At 71.2% G+C, this 22,988-nt stretch carries 23 protein-coding genes; 17 read left to right on the top strand and 6 right to left on the bottom strand.

What is annotated here, in order from left to right:
• The first annotated feature begins 190 nt into the window (after positions 1–190).
• On the top strand, positions 191–952 hold the full coding sequence (locus ACFSZT_RS21045) for a lysophospholipid acyltransferase family protein (protein ID WP_377385795.1): 762 nt from the start codon (positions 191–193) through the stop codon (positions 950–952).
• A 54-nt stretch (positions 953–1,006) separates the two neighbouring features.
• Positions 1,007–1,510, top strand: a complete 504-nt coding sequence (locus ACFSZT_RS21040; protein WP_377385792.1) for a polyadenylate-specific 3'-exoribonuclease AS — start codon at positions 1,007–1,009, stop codon at positions 1,508–1,510.
• Between the two features lie 6 nt (positions 1,511–1,516).
• Here the strand turns inward: ACFSZT_RS21040 and ACFSZT_RS21035 are convergent, their stop codons facing one another.
• Positions 1,517–2,605 (bottom strand): 3-deoxy-7-phosphoheptulonate synthase, encoded by a 1,089-nt coding sequence (locus ACFSZT_RS21035; RefSeq protein ID WP_377385788.1) that lies wholly within the window; start codon positions 2,603–2,605, stop codon positions 1,517–1,519.
• A 246-nt stretch (positions 2,606–2,851) separates the two neighbouring features.
• On the opposite strand from ACFSZT_RS21035, the gene ACFSZT_RS21030 reads away from it, so the two are divergent.
• From ACFSZT_RS21030 to ACFSZT_RS20995, 8 genes are all read left to right on the top strand, one after another.
• Positions 2,852–3,877 carry a 6-phosphofructokinase gene (locus ACFSZT_RS21030; RefSeq protein ID WP_377385786.1) on the top strand — a complete coding sequence of 342 codons (1,026 nt, stop codon included), beginning with the start codon at positions 2,852–2,854 and terminating at the stop codon, positions 3,875–3,877.
• Positions 3,878–3,999: 122 nt separating this feature from the next.
• The gene (locus ACFSZT_RS21025; RefSeq protein ID WP_377385784.1) at positions 4,000–4,665 is read left to right on the top strand and encodes a DUF2461 domain-containing protein; all 666 of its coding nucleotides are present in this window, start codon (positions 4,000–4,002) and stop codon (positions 4,663–4,665) included.
• A gap of 72 nt (positions 4,666–4,737) precedes the next feature.
• Positions 4,738–6,162, top strand: a complete 1,425-nt coding sequence (gene pyk, locus ACFSZT_RS21020; protein ID WP_377385781.1) for a pyruvate kinase — start codon at positions 4,738–4,740, stop codon at positions 6,160–6,162.
• 38 nt (positions 6,163–6,200) lie between these two features.
• Positions 6,201–7,106 carry an acyl-CoA thioesterase II gene (gene tesB, locus ACFSZT_RS21015; protein WP_377385778.1) on the top strand — a complete coding sequence of 302 codons (906 nt, stop codon included), beginning with the start codon at positions 6,201–6,203 and terminating at the stop codon, positions 7,104–7,106.
• A 190-nt stretch (positions 7,107–7,296) separates the two neighbouring features.
• The gene (locus ACFSZT_RS21010) at positions 7,297–8,157 is read left to right on the top strand and encodes a helix-turn-helix domain-containing protein (RefSeq protein WP_377385776.1); all 861 of its coding nucleotides are present in this window, start codon (positions 7,297–7,299) and stop codon (positions 8,155–8,157) included.
• A 20-nt stretch (positions 8,158–8,177) separates the two neighbouring features.
• Positions 8,178–8,387, top strand: a complete 210-nt coding sequence (locus ACFSZT_RS21005; RefSeq protein ID WP_377385774.1) for a DUF397 domain-containing protein — start codon at positions 8,178–8,180, stop codon at positions 8,385–8,387.
• A 157-nt stretch (positions 8,388–8,544) separates the two neighbouring features.
• Entirely contained in the window at positions 8,545–8,745 is a 201-nt protein-coding gene (locus ACFSZT_RS21000; RefSeq protein WP_377385771.1) for a hypothetical protein, read from the top strand.
• A gap of 50 nt (positions 8,746–8,795) precedes the next feature.
• Complete coding sequence (locus ACFSZT_RS20995; RefSeq protein ID WP_377385768.1) at positions 8,796–11,795, top strand: helix-turn-helix transcriptional regulator; 3,000 nt, start codon at positions 8,796–8,798, stop codon at positions 11,793–11,795.
• Positions 11,796–11,816: 21 nt separating this feature from the next.
• On the opposite strand, the gene ACFSZT_RS20990 is transcribed toward ACFSZT_RS20995, so the two are convergent.
• Both ACFSZT_RS20990 and ACFSZT_RS20985 read right to left on the bottom strand, forming a co-directional pair.
• Positions 11,817–13,418: a succinic semialdehyde dehydrogenase gene (locus tag ACFSZT_RS20990; RefSeq protein WP_377385766.1), complete on the bottom strand. Its 1,602-nt coding sequence runs from the start codon at positions 13,416–13,418 to the stop codon at positions 11,817–11,819.
• Positions 13,419–13,489: 71 nt separating this feature from the next.
• Entirely contained in the window at positions 13,490–14,134 is a 645-nt protein-coding gene (locus tag ACFSZT_RS20985) for a TetR/AcrR family transcriptional regulator (RefSeq protein ID WP_377385763.1), read from the bottom strand.
• A 66-nt stretch (positions 14,135–14,200) separates the two neighbouring features.
• Between ACFSZT_RS20985 and ACFSZT_RS20980 the strand changes: the two genes are divergently transcribed.
• From ACFSZT_RS20980 to ACFSZT_RS20950, 7 genes are all read left to right on the top strand, one after another.
• On the top strand, positions 14,201–15,352 hold the full coding sequence (locus ACFSZT_RS20980; RefSeq protein WP_377385760.1) for an acyl-CoA dehydrogenase family protein: 1,152 nt from the start codon (positions 14,201–14,203) through the stop codon (positions 15,350–15,352).
• A 17-nt stretch (positions 15,353–15,369) separates the two neighbouring features.
• A complete protein-coding gene (locus ACFSZT_RS20975; protein WP_377385757.1) occupies positions 15,370–16,512 on the top strand; it encodes a CaiB/BaiF CoA transferase family protein in 1,143 nt (380 codons plus the stop codon).
• A 307-nt stretch (positions 16,513–16,819) separates the two neighbouring features.
• Entirely contained in the window at positions 16,820–16,987 is a 168-nt protein-coding gene (locus tag ACFSZT_RS20970; protein WP_377385754.1) for a hypothetical protein, read from the top strand.
• Between the two features lie 313 nt (positions 16,988–17,300).
• On the top strand, positions 17,301–17,786 hold the full coding sequence (locus ACFSZT_RS20965) for a helix-turn-helix transcriptional regulator (RefSeq protein WP_377385751.1): 486 nt from the start codon (positions 17,301–17,303) through the stop codon (positions 17,784–17,786).
• 100 nt (positions 17,787–17,886) lie between these two features.
• Positions 17,887–18,741, top strand: coding sequence for a lytic transglycosylase domain-containing protein (locus ACFSZT_RS20960; protein ID WP_377385748.1), 855 nt, complete (start codon positions 17,887–17,889; stop codon positions 18,739–18,741).
• A gap of 73 nt (positions 18,742–18,814) precedes the next feature.
• Positions 18,815–19,228, top strand: coding sequence for a hypothetical protein (locus ACFSZT_RS20955; RefSeq protein WP_377385745.1), 414 nt, complete (start codon positions 18,815–18,817; stop codon positions 19,226–19,228).
• A gap of 2 nt (positions 19,229–19,230) precedes the next feature.
• On the top strand, positions 19,231–19,581 hold the full coding sequence (locus ACFSZT_RS20950) for a DUF3817 domain-containing protein (RefSeq protein WP_377385743.1): 351 nt from the start codon (positions 19,231–19,233) through the stop codon (positions 19,579–19,581).
• Here the strand turns inward: ACFSZT_RS20950 and ACFSZT_RS20945 are convergent.
• From ACFSZT_RS20945 to ACFSZT_RS20935, 3 genes are read right to left on the bottom strand one after another with little or no spacing between them, the layout of a single operon-like run.
• Positions 19,559–20,419, bottom strand: coding sequence for a spermidine synthase (locus ACFSZT_RS20945; RefSeq protein WP_377385740.1), 861 nt, complete (start codon positions 20,417–20,419; stop codon positions 19,559–19,561). The genes ACFSZT_RS20950 and ACFSZT_RS20945 overlap by 23 nt on opposite strands.
• Positions 20,420–20,809 carry an adenosylmethionine decarboxylase gene (gene speD, locus ACFSZT_RS20940; RefSeq protein ID WP_377385737.1) on the bottom strand — a complete coding sequence of 130 codons (390 nt, stop codon included), beginning with the start codon at positions 20,807–20,809 and terminating at the stop codon, positions 20,420–20,422. It lies immediately after the preceding gene.
• Positions 20,799–21,968: a type III PLP-dependent enzyme gene (locus tag ACFSZT_RS20935; RefSeq protein ID WP_377385734.1), complete on the bottom strand. Its 1,170-nt coding sequence runs from the start codon at positions 21,966–21,968 to the stop codon at positions 20,799–20,801. The genes speD and ACFSZT_RS20935 overlap by 11 nt, the downstream gene beginning before the upstream one ends.
• Positions 21,969–22,988: the final 1,020 nt, after the last annotated feature.

The raw sequence follows: 22,988 nt of genomic DNA, 5'->3' as shown, positions 1-22,988 counted from the left end.
CGCCCTCCCGTCGAGCTTGGTCGGTCCATGGTCGCACGCGCCCGGCGATCTGTCCGCGATCGGCATCGGGTGTGAGATCGATCCCGGGGCAGGCGCAACCCGGTGCGGCCTGTTGTGCCCGGCCAGCGCGGATTCGTAGGCTGACCAACGGTCGGGGTTCTGGTGTCGTGCTGGAGGAGGGCTTGCCGCGGTGCTCTATCGGCTCATGAAGTACGTCCTTCTCGGTCCGCTGCTACGGCTCTTCTGGCCGACGAAGGTCACCGGTCTGGAGAACATCCCCGACACCGGTGGCGCCATCATCGCCAGCAACCACCTGGCCGTGGCCGACTCGTTCTTCATGCCGCTCTACGTGCCACGCCGGGTCACCTTCCCCGCGAAGCAGGAGTACTTCACCGAGCCCGGTGTCAAGGGCAGGCTCAAGAAGTGGTTCTTCACCGGTGTGGGCCAGTTCCCGATCGACCGCTCGGGTGGGTCGGCGGCGCAGGCCGCGTTGGACACCGCGATCCGGCTGCTGCGGGAGGGCAGGCTGCTCGGCATCTACCCCGAGGGCACTCGCTCGCCGGACGGCAGGCTCTACAAGGGCAAGACCGGTGTCGCGCGCATCGCGCTCCAGGCCCGGGTCCCGGTGATCCCGGTCGCGATGATCGGCACCGACCAGGTCAACCCGATCGGCTCCAAGATGTGGCGGCCGCGCAGGCTGGAGATCCGCTTCGGCACGCCGCTCGACTTCTCCCGCTACGAGGGCCTGGCGGGTGACCGGTTCGTCGAGCGCTCCATCACCGACGAGATCATGTACGCGCTCATGGAGCTGTCGGGGCAGGAGTACGTCGACATCTACGCCGCGAAGGCCAAGGAGCAGCTCGCCGCCGAGTCGGCGGGTGTGCGGCCCGCGGTGCCGCTGCAGGCCGACGCCCGCGACGCCGCGCGGCTGCCGGAGAGCCAGGCGGGCTGACGCCGGCGCCCACCCCGGGTGCGGGCACGGCGCGAGAGTGCATACGGTGCTGCGGTGCGATTCTTCTACGACACCGAGTTCATCGAGGACGGCGTGACGATCGATTTGGTGTCGATCGGTGTCGTGGACGCCTCCGGGCGCGAGTTCTACGCCGTGTCCACGGAGTTCGACCCGGCCAAGGCCGGACCGTGGGTGCGTGAGCACGTCCTCGACAAGCTGCCGTCCCCGGCGGATCCGGCGTGGCGCAGCCGCAGCCGGATCCGCGAGGACCTCCTGGCGTTCTTCGGCACGCCGCCTGACGGGATCGAGTTGTGGGCCTGGTACGCCGCCTACGACCACGTGGCGCTGGCGCAGCTGTGGGGCCCGATGCCGTCGCTGCCGCGGCAGCTGCCGCGGTTCACCCGCGACCTGCGCCAGCGCTGGGAGGACGTCGGCAAGCCGAGGTTGCCCGACCCGCCTGCCGACGCCCACGACGCGCTCGCCGACGCGCGGCACAACCTCGAGCGGTGGAAGGTCATCGAGGAGACCCGGCGTCGCCGCGGCTTCCCGGCGGCCTGACCCGCCTCAGCGGGCCCGGACGGCCGCGGCCAGCTCGTCGAGCAGGCCGGCGGTGGTGGACCAGTCGACGCAGGCGTCGGTGATGCTGCGGCCGTAGTGCAGGTCGGCGGCCTTGCCGAGGGTGAGGTCCTGCCTGCCCTCGGCGAGGAAGCTCTCCATCATCAGGCCGACGATGCCGCGTTCGCCCGCGCCGATGCGCTCGGCGAGCTCGCTCACCACGCCCGCCTGCCGGTGGTGGTCCTTGCCGCTGTTGCCGTGGCTGGCGTCGACGATGACGCGTTCGGGCAGGCCGGCCTTGCGCAGCCGGGCGAGCGTGTCGGCCACCGTCGCGCTGTCGTAGTTGGGGCCCGCGCTGCCGCCGCGCAGGATCACGTGGCAGTCGGGGTTGCCCGCGGTGGTGAACAGCGCGGCGAGGCCGTCGGCGTTGATGCCGGGGAAGACGTGGCCCGCGGCCGCGGCACGGGCGGCGTCGACGGCCACCTGCACGTCGCCGTCGGTGGAGTTCTTGATGCCGACCGGCATGGACAGGGCACTGCACAGCTGCCGGTGCACCTGGCTCGCCGCCGTCCGCGCGCCGATCGAGCCCCAGCTGACCGTGTCGGCGATGTACTGCGGCGTGATAGGGTCGAGGAACTCGCAACCGACGGGCAGCCCGAGCGCGGAGACGTCGAGCAGGAGCTGCCGGGCCAGGCGCAGCCCCTTGTTCACCGCGAAGCTGCCGTCGAGGTCGGGGTCGTTGATGAGGCCCTTCCAGCCCAGCGTGGTGCGCGGCTTCTCGAAGTACACGCGCATGACGATGTGCAGCTCGTCGCGGACCTTCGCGGCGTGCTCGGCGAGGCGCCGGGCGTAGTCGAGGGCGGCCTCGGGGTCGTGCACGGAGCACGGGCCGGCCACCACGATGAGACGCTGGTCCCGGCCCTCGAGGATGTCCACGGTGTCGGCGCGGCCCTGCGTGACGGTCTTGGCGACCGCGGCGTCGACGGGGTGCTCCTCGCGCAGCAGCGCGGGGGACACGAGCGGGCTGACGTGCGTGGTTCGCTGGCTGTCCAGCCGCTGTACGGGTTCGAGATCCGCGGGACCTGCGGGGATCGACATCGGGTGGCTTCCTTTCCGCAAGCCGCCCCGAGCACCGCCGAGCCGGCTTGGCGTCCGGCTCGAAGTGGTGGTTGGTCAGCGCACGGCGTCGCCGACCGGCCCACTCCGGGCCGGCCCGCTAAACCAGTAGAAACGCTGCACGGCCGAGACTGTAACAGACGGCCGGGCGCTGCTGCACCGATCAAGTGGGGTGGGTCTACGCTGGCGGCCACAGTGTGACGAAGAACAAGTCGCGGAGGTTGATCGATGCGAGTCGGCGTGCTGACCGGCGGTGGCGACTGCCCAGGGCTCAACGCGGTGATCCGTGCGGTCGTGCTCAAGGGCATCGAGGCGCACGGCTGGGAGATCGTCGGTTTCCGCAGCGGCTGGCGCGGGCCGCTGACGGGGGAGAGCAGGCCGCTCGGCCGCGACGACGTCGAGGGCATCCTCACGCGCGGTGGCACGATCCTCGGTTCGTCGCGCACCAACCCGTACCGGGAGGAAGGTGGCTCGGCGCGGATCAAGTCGGTGCTGGCCGAGCAGGGGATCGACGCGCTGATCGCCATCGGCGGCGAGGACACCCTGGGCGTGGCGAAGCGGCTCACCGACGAGGGCGTCAACGTCGTCGGCGTGCCGAAGACCATCGACAACGACCTCGCCGCGACCGACTACACGTTCGGCTTCGACACCGCCGTCCACATCGCCACCGAGGCGATCGACCGGCTGCACACCACCGCGGAGTCGCACCACCGGGCCCTCGTGGTGGAGGTCATGGGCAGGCACGCGGGCTGGATCGCGCTGCACTCGGGTCTCGCCGGCGGCGCGAGCGTGATCCTCGTGCCGGAGCGGGCCTTCTCGGTGGACCAGGTCGTCGAGTGGGTGGAGCGCCGGTTCGAGCGCGAGTACGCGCCGATCATCGTCGTCGCCGAGGGTGCGCTGCCCGAGGGCGGCGCGGAGGTGCTGCAGAGCGGCGAGAAGGACGCGTTCGGGCACGTCCGGCTCGGCGGGGTGGGGACGTGGCTCGCCGACGAGATCTCCCGGCGGACCGGGAAGGAGTCGCGCGCGGTCGTCCTGGGTCACACCCAGCGCGGCGGGACGCCGACCGCTTACGACCGTGTGCTCGCCACGCGGTTCGGCCTGTACGCCGTCGACGCCGTGGCCGAGGGCGACTTCGGCGTCATGGTCGCGCTGCGGGGCACGGACATCGTCCGGGTGAAGCTCGCGGAGGCGACCGCGGAGCTGAAGACGGTCCCGCCGGAACGCTACGCCGAGGCAGAGATCTTCTTCGGCTGACCGTTCGCGGTCGGGCGCCGGAAGGGGGCGCCCGGACTTGCCGTCCACACCGGACAGTCGGCTCGCCTCCTGGGTGGCCCGGGTGCCGCCGCGGGCGGGCCAGCCCTGAGTAGCCTGGCCGCGTGTCGTTCACGGGTTTCGGCGAGTACGCGATCGACTTCTACGACGGTCTCGTCGCGGACAACTCCAGGCCGTACTGGGACGCCAACGTCGAGATCTACCGCCGGGACGTCCGCGCGCCGATGGAGGCCCTGCTGGCCGAGCTCGCGGACGAGTTCGCGCCGGGTTTCGGGGAGCCCAAGGTGTTCCGGCCCCACCGCGACGTCCGCTTCGCGAAGGACAAGTCGCCGTACAAGACCCACTGTGGCGGCGTGATCGAACCCGGGCGTGGCGCGGGGGCGTACTACGTCGAGGTGGGGCCCGCGGGGCTGCGCGTGGGCGGAGGCTGCTTCCACCTGGCCGCCGACCAGCTCGCCCGGTTCCGCGCGGCTGTCGACACCGACATCCACGGCCGCGCGCTCGAGCGCATCGTCGCCGACCTGCGGGCGGACGGCTGGGACATCGCGGGCGAGCGGCTCGCGACCCGGCCGCGCGGCGTGCCCGCCGACCATCCCCGGCTGGACCTGCTGCGGCACCGCGCGCTGTACGCCCTCCGCGGCTGGGAGCCGGACGACACGCTGCACGAGCGCGGCTGCCTGGATCGCGTGCGCACGGCGTGGCGCGCGCTGCGCCCACTGAACGAGTGGGCACGCGATCATGTCGGCCTCAGCGAGCTGCCGCGGCGCTAGCAGGACCGATACGCGACGCGATTACCGGATCGGTACAGACGTGCCGCGCGTGACGGTCTACGCTTTCAGGGTGTGAGCCGACGAGCGAAGATCGTGTGCACCCTGGGTCCGGCGACGGCGACGGCGGAGAAGGTCCGTGCGCTGGTCGACGCGGGCATGGACGTGGCACGGATGAACTTCAGCCATGGCAGCCATGGCGACCACAAGCAGGTGTACGACCTCGTTCGCACCGCGGCGGCCGAGACCGGGCGAGCCGTCGGCATCCTGGCCGACCTGCAGGGGCCGAAGATCCGGCTGGGCACGTTCGCGGGCGGTCCCGTCGAGTGGCGCACGGGCGACAAGGTGCGCATCACCGTCGAGGACGTGACCGGTACGCACGAGCGCGTCTCCACCACCTACAAGGGGCTGGCCAAGGACGCCAAGCCGGGTGACCGCCTGCTCGTCGACGACGGCAAGGTCGGTCTCGTGGTCGAATCCGTCGAGGGTCCCGACGTGCTCTGTGAGGTCACCGAGGGCGGGACGGTCAGCAACAACAAGGGTGTCTCGCTGCCGGGCATGGACGTCTCGGTGCCCGCCATGTCCGAGAAGGACATCGAGGACCTCGAGTTCGCCCTGGAGCTCGGGGTGGACTTCGTGGCGCTGTCGTTCGTGCGCTCTCCCGCCGACATCGATCTGGTGCACCAGGTGATGGACCGCGTCGGCCGGGGCCGGGTGCCCGTCATCGCCAAGCTCGAGAAGCCGGAGGCCGTCTACAACCTCGAGGCGATCGTGCTCGCGTTCGACGGCCTCATGGTGGCCCGCGGCGACCTCGGGGTCGAGCTGCCGCTCGAGCAGGTGCCGCTGGTGCAGAAGCGGGCCATCCAGATCGCGCGCGAGAACGCCAAGCCGGTGATCGTCGCGACGCAGATGCTGGACTCGATGATCAACAACTCACGTCCGACGCGCGCGGAGGCCTCCGACGTCGCCAACGCGGTGCTCGACGGTGCCGACGCGGTGATGCTCTCCGGCGAGACGAGCGTCGGCCGCTACCCGGTGGAGACCGTGCAGACGATGAGCCGCATCGTCGAGGCCGTCGAGGCGGACCTGCCGACCGTACCGCCGCTGAGCCACGTCCCCCGCACCAAGCGCGGCGTGATCTCCTACGCCGCCCGCGACATCGGGGAGCGGCTCAACGCCAAGGCGCTCGTCGCGTTCACGCAGTCCGGCGACACCGTGCGCAGGCTCGCCCGCCTGCACACGCGGCTGCCGTTGCTCGCGTTCACACCGCTGGAGAGCGTGCGCAGCCAGCTGGCGATGACGTGGGGCACCACGGCGCGCATCGTGCCGCACGCCGACTCCACGGACCGCATGATCCAGCAGGTCGACCACGCGATGCTGGAAACCGGCAAGTACCAGCCCGGCGACCTGGTGGTCATCGTCGCCGGATCGCCCCCGGGAACGGTCGGTTCCACGAACCTGATCCGTGTTCATCGTCTCGGTGAGGACGACCACGCCTGAGGGGCGTGGCGCGGGCCGAACGTGTTGAATTCCTAGGTATGACTGAGCTGGCGAGAGCGGCAGCGTCGGGTTTGGACGGCGATGCGGGCACCGGCGGCCAGCAGGTGCTCGATCGGCTGATCGCCCTGCTCGACCTGGAGAAGATCGAGGAGAACATCTTCCGCGGCGTCAGCCCGCCGCACTCGCCGACCCGGGTGTTCGGAGGCCAGGTCGCCGGGCAGGCGCTGGTCGCGGCGGGCCGGACGGTGCCGGCCGAGCGCAAGGTCCACTCGTTGCACGCCTACTTCATCCGCGGCGGCGACCCTTCGGTGCCGATCATCTACGAGGTCGATCGCATCCGGGACGGCCGCTCCTTCACCACCCGCCGGGTGGTGGCCGTCCAGCACGGCAAGGCGATTTTCGCGCTGTCGGCGTCGTTCCAGAAGGACGAGGAGGGCGTGGAGCACGCCGTCGAGATGCCGGACGTGCCCGACCCGGAGAGCCTGCCGACACTGGCCGAGCGCATCGAGGGGTACAGCGATCAGCTCGGGTTCCGTACGCAACCGCGGCCCATCGACCTGCGCTACGTGACTGACCCGCCGTGGGTGACCCGCGAGACCGGCACGTGGGCGGGACGCAACCAGGTGTGGATGCGAGCCGACGGCGTGCTGCCCGACGATCAGCTGCTGCACGTGTGCGTGCTGACCTACGCCTCGGACATGACCTTGCTGGACTCGGTGCTCGCCGAGCACGGCGTGTACTGGGACGTCGACCGGGTGCTCGGCGCGAGCCTCGACCACGCGCTGTGGTTCCACCGGCCCTTCCGCGCCGACGAGTGGTACCTCTACGACTGCTCCTCACCGTCGGCATCCGGCGCTCGTGGTCTGGCGACGGGACGGTTCTTCTCCCGTGACGGCAGGCTCATCGCGACGGTGGTGCAGGAAGGTCTCGTCCGCCTCGTGTGACAGCCACGCGCATCCCGCGGGACCGAATCGGAAATCGCACCGGCGGGAACGGTCGCGCGCGTCCTGGTTGAAAACTGCAAATTGCAATCCGCCGCGCGAACACCTTTTGGTTGACACCGGAGGATTGTCGGGTCACTCCCGGTTGTGTCGCCTGGTTAGATGTGCGAAGTGAGTCAATCGGAGGTGACTTATGACGCGTGGCCAGGGCCCGACCGTTCGTCGCCGCAGGCTGGCCAGTGAACTTCGGCGGCTCCGGGAATCCTCCGATCTCACCATCGACGAGGTGGCGGAGAAGCTCGAGTGCTCGGCGTCGAAGATCAGCCGCATCGAGACGGGCAACGTCGGCGTCACGCCCCGCGACGCGCGCGACCTGCTGGAGCTCTACGGCGTCCGGGGCGACGAACAGGAGGCGCTGGTCCAGCTCGCTCGCGAGGCGCGCAGGCGGGGGTGGTGGCACGCCTACAACGAGGTGTTCACCGGCACGTTCGTGGGCCTCGAGGCGGATGCCAGCTCGCTGCGCGCCTACCAGGCCCTGCTCGTTCCGGGGCTGTTGCAGACCCGGCGGTACGCGCATGCGGTGATCAGGGCCATGCGCCCGGACGCCACGGAGAGCGAGATCGAACGCCGGGTGGCCGCCCGGATGGAACGCCAGGCGCTGCTGCGGGATCCGCACCCGCCGGAATACTGGGCGGTGGTCGACGAGGCCGTGCTGCACCGGGCCGTCGGTGGGCCGGAGGTGATGGCCGAGCAACTGTGGCGGCTGCTCGAAGTGGCCGAGTTGCCCCATGCCACGATCCAGGTCGTGCCGTTTTCCGGGGGTGCGCATCCGGGAATGGAAGGTCCGTTTCTCATTCTCGGTTTTCCGGAACAGGCCGACCAGGACGTCGTGTATGTCGACAGCACGAATGGCGGCCTCTATCTCGAGGACGACGCGGATGTGCGTCGATATGCGCTGATGTTCGATCATTTGCGGGCGGCCGCGGCAAAGCCCGACGATTCACTGACGATGATCGAGGCCGCGGCGCGGCGGTTCGAGAAGCACGAGAACTGATGGGAGACGAAGGAGCGCTGATGGGGACCATGTCCGAGTTGTCCGGGCTGGAATGGCGCAAGAGCAGCCACAGCGGGGGCGGGAACGACTGTGTGGAGGTGGCCTTCACTCCGGACGGCACGGCCGTGCGCGACTCGAAGAACCCGGACGCCGGCGCGTTGCGCCTGCCCGCCGCGCAGTGGGAGGCGCTGCTGACCGCGGCCCGGACCGGACGGCTCGACCGGCACTGATCCGGCCGCCCGGACGGGCCTTACCACCGCGCCGGAGCCGGGACCGCCGGGTAAGGGGTCCCCGAGGGGCCGGACGACGTGAACGTCCGATGCCGCCGCCGGTGCCTCAGCACGACTCTGTCGTTCACCGACGAGGTGAACGAGGAGTTGAACCGCGATGGCATCCAGCAAAGGGGAACTGCTGCTCGACGCGATGCGGGCCGAGGTGGCCTACCGCACCGAGGAGCTGCACAAGGCCGGCCGCACGTGGCGGGTGAGCCCGAGCGGCCGCCGGTGGCGGGTCGGCCGGCGGGCCGCGATGATCCCGGCCCCGCGCTCCGGCGCACACGACGACGAGCCGCTCCGGTGCGCACGCTGAGGGTCGGGGTCGCGAAAACCATGGCGGGCCTGTCGGTGGGGTAGGGAACAATGCGACTCGTGCCCCGTCTCGGATCCGGTATCCCGCTGGTCGGTCGCGTCCCCGAACTGGCGCGGCTCCGCGCCGCCCTCGACCGCGCGACGACGGGAGAGGCGACCGCGATCCTGCTCGCCGGCGACGCCGGCGTCGGCAAGACGCGGCTGGTCACGGAGCTGGCCGAGGGCGCGGCGGCGGACGGTGCGCTCGTCCTCACCGGACGCTGCCTCGACCTCAGGGAGGACGGGCTGCCCTACCTCCCGTTCGCCGAGGCGCTCGCACCGCTGGCCGGGACCGGGGACGCCGCAGTCGAGGCGGCGCTGGCGGCGCGGCCCGCGCTCGGCAGGCTCGTGCCGCAGCTCGGGCACGGGACGTCGTCGAAGCTGCCCGTGCCGCACGTGTCGGCCATGGGCGACGACAGCAGGCAGCGCGCGCATGCCGAGCAGGACCTCGGCCAGTTGCAGCTCTTCGACGCGGTGCTCGGCGTGCTCACGGAGATCGCCGAGCACCGACCGTTGCTGCTCGTGCTGGAGGACCTGCACTGGGCCGACACCTCGACCCGGAACCTGGTGTCCTTTCTGCTCTCCCGGTTGCGCACTCAGCGGCTGCTCGTGGTCGGCAGTTACCGCGAGGAGGACGTGCACCGTAGGCACCCGCTCCGCGCGGTGCTGGCCGAGCTGGTGCGGCTGCCGACCGTCGAGCGGATCGATCTGGCCCCGTTCGGGGAGGCGGAGGCCCGGGAGTTCCTCGCCGCGCTCGCCGACGAGGAACTGGCCCCCGAGACGCTGGCCGAGCTGGTGGCGCGTTCGGAGGGCAACCCGTTCTTCGCCGAGGAACTGCTGGCCTCCTGCACCACGTGCCAGGAGATCCCGGCCGGGCTCGCCGAGGTGCTGCTGGCGCGGCTGGAGCGGCTCGCCCAGGACACGCGCCGGGTGCTGCGCGCGATCGCCGTGGCCGGTGACAGCGTGGCGCACGCGGCGCTCGCCGAGATCTCCGGGCTCGGGGAGTTCGAGCTCGACGAGGCACTCCGGGAAGCCGTGCAGCACCATGTGCTGGTGATCGACGGCGGTTTCTACCAGTTCCGCCACGCGCTCCTGCAGGAAGCGGTGTACGCCGACCTGTTGCCGGGCGAGCGCACGCGCATGCACGCCGCGTACGCCGCGCGGATCCGCTCGACGCCGCAGGGGCGTGGCCACGACGCGAAACTCGCCTACCACAGCCTGCGCAGCAAGGACTTCGTCACGGCACTGCCGGCGTTGGTCCGCGCGGCGGACGAGGCGGAAGCGCTGGGAGCGCCGGGGAACGCGCTCCGGCACGTCGAGCAGGCACTCGACATCTGGGACGCCGTGCCCCGCGACCAGCGCCCCGACGGCTACGACGAGCTGACGTTGCTGCTGCGCGCGTCGTCGTACGCGGGGACCTCGGGAGATCCCGAACGCGCGATCGCGTTCGCCCGCTCGGCCGTCGACGGCCTGCCGGCGGACCTGGACGCCGGGCGGGCGGCGATGGCGTGGCGCAGGCTCGCCGAGACGCTGATCGCGCTGGACAGCAGCTTTCACGAGGGTGTCGGGGCGATCGAGCAGGCGTGGGCACTGGTCGCCGATGCTCCACCGAGCCGCGACCGCGCGTGGGTGCTGGCGACGCGGGCCCGCATTCTGCGGGGCGAGGAACGTCTCGACGAGGCGTGGTGGAGCGCCGAGACAGCGGCGGCGGACGCACGCTCGGCAGGCGCGGACGCCGCCGAGGCCTCGGCCCTGGTCACCCTGGGCACCCTCGCCGACTCGGCGGGCGAGGCGGCGACGGCGCGGGAACGGCTGGGTGAGGCGGAGCGCAAGGCCCGGGCCGCGGGCGCACCGGACGTCGAGCTGCACGCGCTGTACATGCGCGCGCTCAGTCACGAGGACCAGGGCGAACTCGACCCGGCGTTCGAGCTCTACGCGCGGTGCCTGGAGCACGCCGAGCAGGCCGGTCTCGCCTGGAGCACGGTCGGCCTGAGCGCCCGGGTCCGGTATGTCTCGCTGCGCTACCTGCGCGGCGACTGGCCGGACGACCGGATGGAGCAGCCCTCCGCCGTCTCCAGCACGGTCACGGCGTTCGTCGGCGCCGCGTGGGTCGACCTCGTCGTGGCGCGCGGTCGCTTCGCCGAGGCCGAGCGCATTCTGGATGATCTGCGCGCGCAGTGGCGTTCCGATGTCTGGATCGCCGTGTCGGCGGCGTCGGCGGGCGCGGGACTGGCCTACTGGCAGGGTGACCACGCGCGGGCGGCGGAACGCGCGCGCGAGGGTCTCGGCCGGCTCGAGGAGTTGTTCCCGTGGGCGCTGGGCGGGCTACGGGTTGGCGCGCTCGGCGTCGAGGCGAGCGCGGCCTGGGCCGGGCGGGCGCGGCTGCGCGGGGACGACGACACGGTCGCCGCCGCGGCCGCCGTGGGCAAGGACCTGCTTGCCCGGGTGCATGCGTGCCTGGAACGCGCCGTCCCTCGCTCCGGCACCCTCGGCCCGGAGGGCCGGGCCTGGCTCGCGCGGGCGAGGGCCGCGGCGAGCGGGCTCGCCGGTCCGGCCGATCCGGAGTTGTGGGCCGCCACCGTGGAGGCCTTCGGCTACGGCGCGGTGTACGAGCAGGCGATCTGCCGGCTGCACCACGCGGAGGCCTTGCTGGCGGCGGGGGAGAGCGGCCCCGCAACCGACGAGCTGGCCGCGGCCCACGACACCGCACGCAGGCTCGCGGCGGAGCCGTTGCGGGACGCCGTCCGGGAGCTCGCGCGCCGGGCCAGGCTCGACCTGCCGGGCGTGGCACCGCGCCGCGCGGTGGTCGACGTGCTGACCGACCGGGAACGTGCCGTGCTCGAACGCGTCGCGCTCGGCCGCACCAACCGGCAGGTCGGCGACGAGCTCTACATCAGCGAGAAGACGGTGAGCGTGCACCTCTCGCGCGCGATGGCGAAGCTCGGGGCGAGCCGGCGCGCCGAGGCGGTCGCGATCGCCTACGACCGCGGCCTGCTCGCCAAGAGCCCCTGATGTCCCGCAGCTCTTGACGTCTCAGCGTCCGGGCAGGCAGCGCAGGACCTTCATGCCGGCGGTCATCGCGCCCGTCCACAGCCGCGGCGGCAGTCCGCGGAACGGGCGCAGTCGCAGGCCGCGCTGGACGGCGATCGCCTGCGCCTCGGTGTACTTGAGCAGGCCCTCCGCGCCGTTGCGCCTGCCGACACCGGACTCCTTCATGCCGCCCATCGGGACGCCGACGGTGCCGAACGTGGCGGCGTATCCCTCGTTGACGTTCACCGTGCCCGCCTTGAGCCGCGCCGCCACCTGCTGCCCGCGGCGGGTGTCGCGGGTCCACACGCTCGCGTTGAGCCCGAACGCGGTGTCGTTGGCGCGCTCGACGGCCTCGTCGACGTCGGTGTAGCCGTAGACCGACACCACCGGGCCGAAGGTCTCCTCGGCGAACAGCGTCGCCCGCTCGGTGACGCCGGTGAGGATGGTCGGCTCGTAGAACAGCGGGCCGAGGTCGGGGCGGGCGCGCCCGCCCGTCACCACCGTGGCACCGGCGGCGCGGGCGTCCTCGACATGCGCCGAGACGGTCCGCAGCTGCTCCGGCGACGTCAGCGAGCCCATGCCCGCGCTGTAGTCCAGTTCGGCGCCGAGGTGGAGGGCTTCCGTCCGCTCGGCGAACGCGCGGAGGAACTCGTCGCGGATGGTCTCGTGCACGTAGATCCGCTCGATCGAGACGCACAGCTGCCCGGCCGAGGAGAAGCACGCGGTGACCGCGCCCGCCGCGGCCTTGCGCACGTCGGCGTCGGGCAGCACGATCATCGGGTTCTTGCCACCGAGTTCGAGCGAGTAGCTCGTGAGCCGCCCGGCGATCCGGCTCGCCAGCCGCTTGCCCGTGGGGGTCGAGCCGGTGAAGCACACGTAGTCGGACTCGTCGACGATGGCGTCGCCGATCACCGAGCCCCGCCCGAGCACGATCTGCCAAGCATCGACCGGCAGGCCCGCGCGCTCGGCCAGCTCGTGCAGCCACAGCGCGGACAGGGCCGTCTGGTTGTCCGGCTTCTGCACCACCGCGTTGCCGGCCATCAGAGCGGGCAGCACATCCATGGCCGTGAGCGCGAGCGGGTAGTTCCACGGCGAGATCACGCCGACCACGCCCTTGGGGTGATGCAGCTCGGCGGCCCGGGTGAGCACCGGCAGCGCTCCGGCCGCGCGGCGCGGGGCGAGGATGCGGGCGCTGTGCTTGCCGTAGTAGGCGGCGACCAGGGCCGTCGCGCTGACCTCGTCGAAGGCGTCGATCCGGGCCTTGCCGGACTCCACCTGCACGAGATCGAGCGCCTCGTCCTGGTGCTCGAGGACGAGTTCGTGCAGGCGCAGCAACACGCGCTGGCGTTCGCGCACCGGGCGGGCGGCCCACGCGTGCTGGGCGCGGCGGGCGCGGGCGAACACGGCGCGGGTGTCGGCGTCGGTCGCCTGGGGCAGCGTCACCATGGGGAGCCCGGTGAACGGCGCCGCCATCTGGACCGGTGCCGAGTCGAGACCGGCGGCGACGCGGTTCACCAGCGCCGTCGCCCGGCGCACCGGGGGAGCGCCCGGCACTCCGCCGATCGTGTCCGGCTGGTCCGCCTTGACGGGCACCGTGCTGGTCATGCCGCCTCCGAGAGCAACGTTGTTACCGGCGAGTAGAGCGTACCGGCAGTATGCCTGCCGTGCACGTCGTGTCAACCGGCGACGTGCAGCATCGCGATGCGCTTCCACTCCTCGAGCAGCTGCTTGCGCCGGCGCGGATCTCCGCCGAGCTCGGCGTCGAGCGCCAGCCCGCGGGTGAGGTTGACCGTGAGCCAGAACAGCGTCTCCACCTTGTCCCGCGGCAGGTCGCCGGACAGCGCCGTGAGCCGCTCGAGGGTCTTGCGGCCGAGCGCGCGGTCGATCGGCCGCATGGCCGCCCGCAGCTCCGGGTCGGTGCGGGCGGCGATCCACAGCTCCATGGCGGCCGTCGCGAGGGTCCCGGAGTAGGACTCCCAGAGCAGGTCGATGGCCGCGGCCACGCGTTCCGGGCCGGCGGGCAACTGCTCGGCCTCGGGGATGCGCTGCTGCTGGAGCCGGGTCGTGAGGTGCTCCACCGCGGCGGCCATGAGCTCGGACTTCGCCGCGAAGTGGTGCTGGAAGGCGCCCTTGGACACCCCGGCGCGGGCGCAGATCTCCTGCATCGACGTCCGTGGATAGCCCAGCTCCACCAGGCATTCGATGGTCGCGTCGAGCAGTGCCGTCCTGGTCTGGGCACGGCGCTCGGCCTGTGTGCGGTGACCTCGCCCTGTCGCGTTCACCCGGAGCCCCTTTACCTGTCCGGCGGACCGGCTGTACATTCCGCGCAGAACTTACATTCCAGATGGAATGTTTTCCAGTGCGTCAGGTGATCAGGGAGGCCCGCCGTGCCGCTGCAACTGCCCAGGAGCTCGTGGCTGAACGAGGAGCTGGACGACTTCCGTGAGCTTGCGAGGTCGTTCTGTCAGAAGGAGCTGACGCCCCACCAGGAGCGCTGGCGCGAGAACAAGCAGATCGATCGTGAGGTGTGGACGAAGGCGGGGGAGGTGGGTCTGCTCGCACTGTCCATTCCGGAGGAGTACGGCGGCGGTGGCGGCACCTTCGCGCACGAGGCCGTGCTCTACGAGGAGCAGGCCCGCAGTGGTGACAGCGCGTGGGGCGTGTCCGTCCACAACGGAATCGTCGCGCACTACATCCTCGCGTACGCCTCCGAGGAGAAGAAGAAGGAGTGGCTGCCGAAGTTCGCCAGCGGCGAGTGGATCGGCGCCATCGGTATGACCGAACCCGGCACGGGCTCCGACCTGCAGGGCATCAAGACCCGGGCCGTGCGCGAGGGCGACCACTACGTCATCAACGGGGCGAAGACCTTCATCACCAACGGCGCGCTCGCCGACTTCGTCGTGGTGGCCTGTAAGACCGACCCGGAGGCGGGCGCGAAGGGCGTGTCGCTCATCGCCGTCCCGGCGTCGACGCCCGGTTTCCGCCGCGGCCGGGTGCTCGACAAGGTCGGCATGAAGGGCCAGGACACCGCGGAGCTGTTCTTCGACGACGTCCGCGTGCCCGTGGACAACCTGCTCGGCGGGCAGGAGGGTATCGGCTTCATCCAGCTCATGCAGCAACTGCCGCAGGAGCGCCTGCTGATCGCGATCACCGCGGTCGCCGGGATGGAGGCGGCCGTGGAGCAGACCATCGCCTACACCAAGGACCGCAACGCCTTCGGCAGGCCGATCTTCGGGTTCCAGAACACCAAGTTCACCCTCGCCGAGGCCGCCACCGAGTGCGCCGTCGCCCGCGCGTTCCTCGACCAGTGCATCGAGCGGCACCTCAAGGGCGAGCTCGACGTGCAGGGCGCCGCCATGGCCAAGCTGTGGACCACCGAGCGGTGCAACCGGGTGATCGACGACTGTGTGCAGCTCTTCGGCGGCTACGGCTACATGATGGAGTACCCGGTCGCCCGTGCCTGGGCCGACATGCGCATCTCCCGCATCTTCGGTGGCACGAGCGAAATCATGAAGGACATCATCTCGCGCACCCTCTGACCCGAAAGGTGTCATCGATGAAGCCAGGGCCGCTCAGTGGCCTGACGGTGATCGAGCTCGCCGGTCTGGCGCCGGCGCCGTTCGCCTGCACGATCCTCGCCGACCTCGGCGCCGACGTCATCCGGGTCGACCGCGCGGTGCCGGGCCAGGACGTGCTGTCCATCCCGAACGACCCGCTGATGCGCGGCAGGCGCACGATCGGAGTCAACACCAAGACGGCCGAGGGTATCGAGGTGGTGCTCACGCTGGCCGAACGGTCCGACGTTCTCGTGGAGGGCTACCGGCCCGGCGTGGCGGAACGCATGGGGCTCGGCCCCGAGGACGTGCACGCCCGCAACCCGCGGCTGGTCTACGGGCGCATCACCGGCTGGGGGCAGGACGGGCCGCTCGCGCAGTCGGCCGGGCACGACATCAACTATCTCGGGCTGTCGGGTGCGCTGGAGCCGATCGGCCGGGCGGGGGAGCGGCCGGTGCCACCGGTGAACTTCCTCGGCGACTTCGGCGGTGGCGGGCTGTACCTCGCCATGGGCGTGCTGGCGGCACTGTACGAGCGCGCGTCGTCCGGCCGGGGCCAGGTGGTGGATGCGTCCATGGTGGACGGTTCGGCGCTGCTGACGACCCAGCTCTACGGCATGAAGGCCGCCGGGCTGTGGGGCGGCGGGCGCGGGCGGAACGTGCTCGACGGCGGCGCGCCGTTCTACGACACCTACGAGTGTGCCGACGGCAAGTACGTCGCGGTGGGCGCCATCGAGATGCGGTTCTGGGCGGCCCTGGTCGAGGTGCTGGAGCTCGATCCGCAGGAGCTGCCCATGCACCTCGACCAGCGCGAGTGGCCGCGCCTGCGGCAGATACTGGCCGAGGCGATCGGCAAGTACCCGCGGGACGAGCTCGTCGCCAAGGCGGAGGGCACCGACGCCTGCCTCACCCCGGTGCTCTCGCCGGACGAGGCGGCCACCCACCCGCACAACGTCGCGCGGGGCACGTTCGTCGACGTCGGCGGGGTGGTCCAGCCCGCACCGGGGCCGAAGTTCGACCGCACACCGGCGCAGCCGCCGGAGCCGCCGCACGAAAAGGGGGCGGACACCGACGACGTCCTGCGGGAGTTCGGCTACGAGCCCGCCGACATCGAGGCGCTACGGACCGTCGGCGCCGTGGCGTGACGTACGGGCGACCGGGCCGACAGGCGGCGTGTGCCGGCCCGGGACCGCGTTCCGGCGCCGGTGACGGTACCGGCGGGCGTGTCGGACCTCCCGTCGCCCGCCCGTTCTGACTACAGTGACGACACCGCCTGAAGGTGTTTCACGACCACAGGCAGTCACGCACGCCGCCCATTCGCGTGAATGCCGGTCGGAGCATCCGACGGTGGGGCATGATGACGTGGTACTGGTCGTGAGAGGTCCGTACCGGCGGGCGGAACACACAGGCGGTGCTGCGCCGAACGGACACCGGAATGAATCGGATGGAGCTATGTCGCCGGGTCTCAAGAAAGTCCTCATCTTCGGCGTCGTCGCGCTCGTCCTGTTCTTCTTGATCAGCAGGCCCACCGAGTCGGCCGACGCCGTCCAGGCGGCTTTGGGCTGGTTGCGCGACGGTGCCGAGGCGATCGTGACGTTCGTGCAGAGCCTCTTCTCCTGATCCGGACCACCGTGACCGGCGCCGGGAAATGCGGCGCCGGTCACGTGCGTGTGCGCACAATCTCACGATCACTCTCCGTGGTTCTTTTTTCTTTCCCGTCGTTCCGCTCGACCATCCGGGTGGATTCGCTGGGTTAATTCGCAGGTCACCGAATTCGTCGCCGAGTGGGTCTGGCGCGGAGCCGACTCGCTCTCCTACGGTGCTCACATTGCGTGATCGGCCGGTTCCCCAGGCCACACGCTCGACATCTCGAACAACGTTGCTCGACCAGTCTTTGCGCAAGCGACAGCAGTGCGTTGCAGAGGAGGCAGGGATGCGAGATCCCGGCGTTGAGGCGGTAATCCGGCAGTGGACGTCCGAGCGCGAGCAGAGCGCCGAGGAGCGGGAGATCAACCGCATCGCCTCGGCGTGGCTGGCGGAGGCGCCACGGCCCGCACCGGGCATCCCCGGACAGCGCGGCAACACCGGCCCGGCCGCGTGGGCCGCGCTCGAGACCGCCGACCCGGGTTATCTGTCCGCCATGCGGGAACGGCTTCCGGACGCCCCGGACGAGCTGCTGGCCGCGGCCGCGGGCTGGTGGCAGATGATCGGTGACGTCAGCGAGGCCGAAGCGTGGTGGGATGCCGGCATCAGCCCGCTCGACCAGCGGGCCCTCGACTACCGGGCGGCCGGGCTCACCCCCGCCGACCTGTCCAAGCGACTCGGACCGCTGACCGTCCTGGAACACCTCCGCCGCGGCAGCGCGCCCGCGTGGTGCGTGGCGCGGCTGTCCCGGCAGCGTCGCGACGCCGCGAGCTGATCGAGCTCGGCGTGCCGCCCGCCGGCCCCGGCACCCATAACGCTAACGTGCACTCGCTCGTTCTCACGGTGGACAGGGTCGGCAGACGGAGGGCCAGGCAGTGCGCGAACCGGGGAGGCGGGAGCACGATTCCCGCCCGGGCCCCGCGGCCCTCGTCCGGCTGCTCGTCGTGATCGCCGTTCTCGCGGTGGGCGCGGGCGGCGTCTGGCTCGTCGCCCGCGCCACCACCCCGCAGGCGAGCCCCACCACCACCGACATCCCGGCACTCGACATCGAGCCGGCCCGGGTGGAGCCCGGTACGGCCGCCCCGGCCACCGACGCGGTGGCCGGGGCCCAGACCGGAGGTGGGCATGTCGAACTGCCGCCCCGCGGCGCGAGTGCCGACCCACTCGCCGACTGGGCCGAGCGCACCGCGCAGCAGGTCGGCATCCCGGCCCGGGCGCTCATCGCGTACGGCAACGCCGAACTGGCCTTGCGGCAGTACCAGCCCGGGTGCCGCATCAGCTGGGCCACGCTCGCCGGCATCGGGCGCATCGAGTCCGACCACGGACGCTACGGCGGCGCCGTGCTCGGCGAGGACGGCAGGCCGTCGACGCCGATCATCGGGGTCGCACTCAACGGTTCCCGGGGCGTCAAGGCGATCTCCGACACCGACGGCGGCGCGCTCGACGGCGACACCACGCACGACCGGGCCGTCGGGCCGATGCAGTTCATCCCCGGTACCTGGGCGCGGTATGCCAGCGACGGCAACGGCGACGGACTCGCCGACCCCCAGCAGATCGACGACGCGGCGCTCGCCGCCGCACGGTATCTGTGCGTCGGCGACCGCGACATGGCCAGCGCCGACGGCTGGTGGACGGGAATCATGTCGTACAACAACTCCGTCGAGTACGCGCAGAAGGTGTTCGGCCTGGCCGACACCTACGCCAGGCAGGCGCACACGGCGGCCGACTGAGCGCGGCCGGGCGCTGGCCGGAGCCGGCCAGGTGTGCCCTCGCCCACTGTGCTGATGGTGCTAGCGTCGAAGCGTGACCTTCAGCTCCACGATCGGCCGCAGGCTCGCGATCGCGGGCCTGTGCGTGCTGAGTCTGGTCATCTGCTGCGGTCTCGCCTGGTGGCAGTGGGATCGGTTCACGTCGGCGGGCGGCACGTTCCAGAACCTCGGATACGTGCTGCAGTGGCCGCTGTTCGGGCTGTTCCCGGCGTTCATGGTGTGGCGTTACCGCAAGCTGAGCCGCCGCACGCGGGAGGACCGGGCCATCGCCGCGCAGCCCCCGGCCGCGCCCGCCGCGGAGGCCGAGCCGGAGCGCCGGACCGAGACCCGCCCCGCCGCGCGACGGCAGCCGGTGATCGTGGACGCTGAGGATCCCGAAGACGAGGAACTGGCCGCCTACAACAGGTTCCTGGCCGAGCTGAACGCACGCGACCAAGAGGTGAAGTGACGATGGTGACGACCGAGCGCGACGAGACCGCGGCGCCCGCTGAGGTGTCCCTGCGGGGTCCCCTGCAGCGGTTCCGGATCGCGGCGTTCGCCACCGGTATCGGCCTGCTCGGACTCTGCGTCGTGATGGTCCTGCGGTACGGCTTCGGCAACGCGACGCCGTCGGCGGTGTACTCGCCCATCCACGGCGTCATCTACATGATCTACCTGCTGGTGGCGGTGGACCTTGCGCTCAAGGCCCGCTGGTCGGTGAAGGGCACCGTCGGCGTGCTGCTCGCCGGATGCGTCCCGTTCCTGTCCTTCTGGGTCGAGCGCAAGGTCCACCAGCGCGTCACTGCCGGGCAGAAACTCTGACCGAGTACGGCGGGACGGTGTTCGCCCGCAGCGCCTCGGCGTCGATCGACGCGGGCCGGTAGCCCTCGCCGCGCTCCAGACGTTCCACCATGCGGCCGACCGGGTCGTCGACACTGTCGGGCCTGCCCGACAGGAACGCCCACTCGTGCTCGTCCGAGCCGTAGTACACGACCGTGCCGAACACGTCGGTGAACCGGCGCCACGCCGCGATGAGCGTGTCGTTGCGCCACAGTGTCGGGCAGCCCGCCTGACACGTCACCACGCCACCGGGCGCGAGGACCCCGGCACAGCGCCGGAGGAAGTCGGCGCCGTAGAGCCGGTTGTGCTGGGCGTCCGGGTCGGTGTTCTCGTCCGGCAGGTCGATCAGCACGATGTCGTAACGCGTCTCGGTGGTGGCGAGGAACTCCCAGCCGTCGCGATAGTGCACGCGCACCGGTCCGGTACCCTGCTCGGCCTCGGCCAGCTCAGCGGGGGAGTAGCCGTAGGGCAGGTGCTCGGCGCACAGTCGCACGGTCTGCGCGTCGATGTCGACGTGGTCGACGAGCGCGGCGCCGTGCGCGAGCGCCAGCTGGCTCGCCACTCCCTCGCTCGACCCGACGACGAGCACCCGGCGCACGGCGTCCGCCAGCAACAACGGCGGCACGACGAGCGCCTCGTGATACACGAGCTGGCTGGCCTCGGTGCTCTGCCGCTCGTCGTCACAGAAGAGGGTGCGTCCCTGGGCCGTCCGCGCGATCACGACATGCTGGAAGTCGGTGCGGGTGTCGACGATGACCTCGTCCAGGTCCCAGACGCGGGTCATGCCCGCTGCGAGTGGTTCGACGATCTGCTTCGACATTCACTTCCCCGTCATCGCGGTCTGCCGTCCTCGCCGGACGGTCGACATGGTCACCGGAGCCGAGCCGAGGGCGCGCGCGAGCAGCTGCACGGCCTCCTCGGGGTCGGCCCGCTCGCCGCACGTGAAGACGTCCACGAACGCCGCCCCGATCTCGGGGTAGGTGTGCACGGAGGCATGGGACTCGGCGAGCATGGCCAGCACGGTGACGCCCTGGGGCTGGAACCGGTGCGCGATGACCTCGCACACGGTCGCCCCGGCATCGGTCAAGGTGCGTGCCAAGGTGGTCCGCAGAAAGCTTTCGTCGTCGAGGAGCCGTGGCTCGACGCCGTCGAGCTCGGCCAGCACGTGCGTGCCCGAGAACACGCCGACTTCGCGGCACTCACTCGGCACTGGTCGGCCTCCCTTCGCTGATGCAGTAGGTACGCAGTGGCGGGATCCCGTTGAACCCCACCGAGGAGTAGCTCGCCGTGTACGCGCCGGCGGCCAGGATGTCGATCCGGTCCCCCGGCCGTAACGACGACGGCAACCGGTAGGGCGTCCGCTGGTACAGCACGTCGTCACCATCGCACGTCGGTCCGGCGATGATCACAGGGCCTTCGTCGGACGAGTGGCGGCCCACCACCTCCAGCCGGTAGGCGATGGCCTCGTTCTCCGTCTCGGCCAGGCCGTTGTAGCGCCCGACGTCCAGATAGACCCAGCGGTGCTCGTCCGAGTGCGACTTCCGCGACACCAGCACGACCTCGGACCGGATCAGACCGGCCTCGGCCACGATCGCGCGTCCGGGTTCCAGCACGAGTTCCGGCGCGGCGGCCGGGAAGTGCGCGCGCACCGCCCGGGTGACGGCCGCGGCGTAGGCCTCGGTCGTGGGCGCGGGCTCCCGGTAGCCGACGGCGAGGCCGCCGCCGACATTGAGCCTGCGCAGGGTAACGCCGCGGCCCGCGGTGGCGGCGAACACCTTGGCCGCCGCACCGATCGCGACGTCCCAGGCCGCCGGGTCGAGCTGCTGCGACCCGACGTGGAAGCTTACCCCGACAGGGTCGAGGCCGAGTTCCGCCGCGCGCACCAGCAGGTCGGCGGCGTACTCGGCCGAGCAGCCGAACTTGCGCCCGAACGGTGTCGCCGATGCCGGCGCCTCCACCAGCAGGCGGACCGACACCTGCGCGCCTGGGGCCAGGCGGGCGATGTTGTCGAGGTCGCTGTCGGCCTCGCACGTGTATTCGCGCACGCCCGCGCTGTGCGCGTGCTCGATGTCGGCCGGTTTCTTCACGGTGTTGCCGTACGACAGCCGCTCGCCGGGTGCGCCGGCGGCGAGGCAGAGGTCGATCTCGGCGGGGCTGGCCACGTCGAACCACGCTCCGGCCGTGGCGAGGGCGCGCAGCACGGCGGGCTCGGGATTGGCCTTCACCGCGTACTGGACGCGCGCCCCCGGGAACCCGGCGGTGAGCGCCCGGTACCGGTCGACGACGGTGTCGACGTCCACGACGAGACACGGCGTGGGCGGGTCCTGTTCGGCGAGGAAACCTCGAATGCGTTCCAGCGTCGTACTCACCCGTCCGAGGCTCTCAGGCCGGCCTCGAAGCCGGTGAACCGGGCCGTTCGCCGCTGGTGGCTCTGGGTGCGGAATTCGTGCGTGCCGTTTGTGAAATGGCGAACACAATGTGCGTCCAAAAAAAGAAAGAACGCGGGCGGTTCGGCGATTCTCCGGCGAGCATTCCGGGGGTCGGGCGTGCCGCGGGCTGCCCAGGCGCCGGTGGGTGGGCGGCGCGGGAGTGGCATCCGCCGCCGGCACCGCGTCTTCCCAGCGTGGCGGCGGACAGGCGGGACGCCCGGAGCCGCGTCACTCGAGTGCCCGCGCGTATGTTGCTTTCCGTGATGTCGATTCGCGGGAACGGGTGGGTAAACCTCCGCGGCGATGCCGGTCGGATTGCTGTGAGTAGCACGCCGACGCTCCACGCCCTTCCGGGGGCGGGGCCGCGTCCCCGCGTGGCGGAGCGGCTGTGTCATCGTGAAGATCCGCTGGCCACCGCCGGGATCTGGTGAGGAAGCACCCCCGTTTCACTCTCGTCGCGTTGCCACATGATCGGGGATACTTTGCCGCGCGCGAGCAACCGTGACGGCGTCTCCGTTAGCCCGTTCGGGCGACACTGAGGCTGCGGCTTGCTCTATGTGGGTGAAGCTTGATGCCGTGCGCCGGGCGAATACGGTAATCAAATCACACCGCCCGGCTCCCGGATGAGCGAATGCCCGGGCCGCCGGGTCGGGTGAATCGGCATTTCTGCTGGTCATCGGGCACGTATCGAGAACATTTGGCAACTACTCGATTGGTGTACGCTTTCTGCACCCCGACCGACGTCAATTGGGCATGCCCGCGCCGGGTTCGCGCGCTCGTCGTGCAGATCGCACGATGCACCACGGCATGCCCCCGGGGGATGACGGACGGTCGAGCCGGCGGTGCCGGTGGACGGGGCGGACAGTGGACGACGGCGGAACACCGGTGCGAGCCGGTACGGAGGATGGGCTTACATGCGGTACACCGCGCGGTGCGTACAAACGGCGGACACGTCTCGTC

Source organism: Prauserella oleivorans, from assembly GCF_042685745.1.
In the GTDB taxonomy this organism is placed as follows: Bacteria; Actinomycetota; Actinomycetes; order Mycobacteriales; family Pseudonocardiaceae; genus Prauserella_A; species Prauserella_A oleivorans.
The sequence above is the reverse complement of the archived record's forward strand: the minus strand, read 5'-3'. Positions and strand labels throughout refer to the sequence as shown.

What these genes read in the sequence shown, in the direction of transcription:
- ACFSZT_RS21035 (WP_377385788.1), bottom strand. Translation starts at nt 2,605, where the DNA reads ATGTCGATCCCCGCAGGTCCCGCGGATCTCGAACCCGTACAGCGGCTG.
- ACFSZT_RS21030 (WP_377385786.1), top strand. Translation starts at nt 2,852, where the DNA reads ATGCGAGTCGGCGTGCTGACCGGCGGTGGCGACTGCCCAGGGCTCAAC.
- tesB (WP_377385778.1), top strand. Translation starts at nt 6,201, where the DNA reads ATGACTGAGCTGGCGAGAGCGGCAGCGTCGGGTTTGGACGGCGATGCG.
- ACFSZT_RS21010 (WP_377385776.1), top strand. Translation starts at nt 7,297, where the DNA reads ATGACGCGTGGCCAGGGCCCGACCGTTCGTCGCCGCAGGCTGGCCAGT.
- ACFSZT_RS21005 (WP_377385774.1), top strand. Translation starts at nt 8,178, where the DNA reads ATGGGGACCATGTCCGAGTTGTCCGGGCTGGAATGGCGCAAGAGCAGC.
- ACFSZT_RS21000 (WP_377385771.1), top strand. Translation starts at nt 8,545, where the DNA reads ATGGCATCCAGCAAAGGGGAACTGCTGCTCGACGCGATGCGGGCCGAG.
- ACFSZT_RS20995 (WP_377385768.1), top strand. Translation starts at nt 8,796, where the DNA reads ATGCGACTCGTGCCCCGTCTCGGATCCGGTATCCCGCTGGTCGGTCGC.
- ACFSZT_RS20990 (WP_377385766.1), bottom strand. Translation starts at nt 13,418, where the DNA reads ATGACCAGCACGGTGCCCGTCAAGGCGGACCAGCCGGACACGATCGGC.
- ACFSZT_RS20985 (WP_377385763.1), bottom strand. Translation starts at nt 14,134, where the DNA reads ATGTACAGCCGGTCCGCCGGACAGGTAAAGGGGCTCCGGGTGAACGCG.
- ACFSZT_RS20975 (WP_377385757.1), top strand. Translation starts at nt 15,370, where the DNA reads ATGAAGCCAGGGCCGCTCAGTGGCCTGACGGTGATCGAGCTCGCCGGT.
- ACFSZT_RS20970 (WP_377385754.1), top strand. Translation starts at nt 16,820, where the DNA reads ATGTCGCCGGGTCTCAAGAAAGTCCTCATCTTCGGCGTCGTCGCGCTC.
- ACFSZT_RS20965 (WP_377385751.1), top strand. Translation starts at nt 17,301, where the DNA reads ATGCGAGATCCCGGCGTTGAGGCGGTAATCCGGCAGTGGACGTCCGAG.
- ACFSZT_RS20950 (WP_377385743.1), top strand. Translation starts at nt 19,231, where the DNA reads ATGGTGACGACCGAGCGCGACGAGACCGCGGCGCCCGCTGAGGTGTCC.
- ACFSZT_RS20945 (WP_377385740.1), bottom strand. Translation starts at nt 20,419, where the DNA reads ATGTCGAAGCAGATCGTCGAACCACTCGCAGCGGGCATGACCCGCGTC.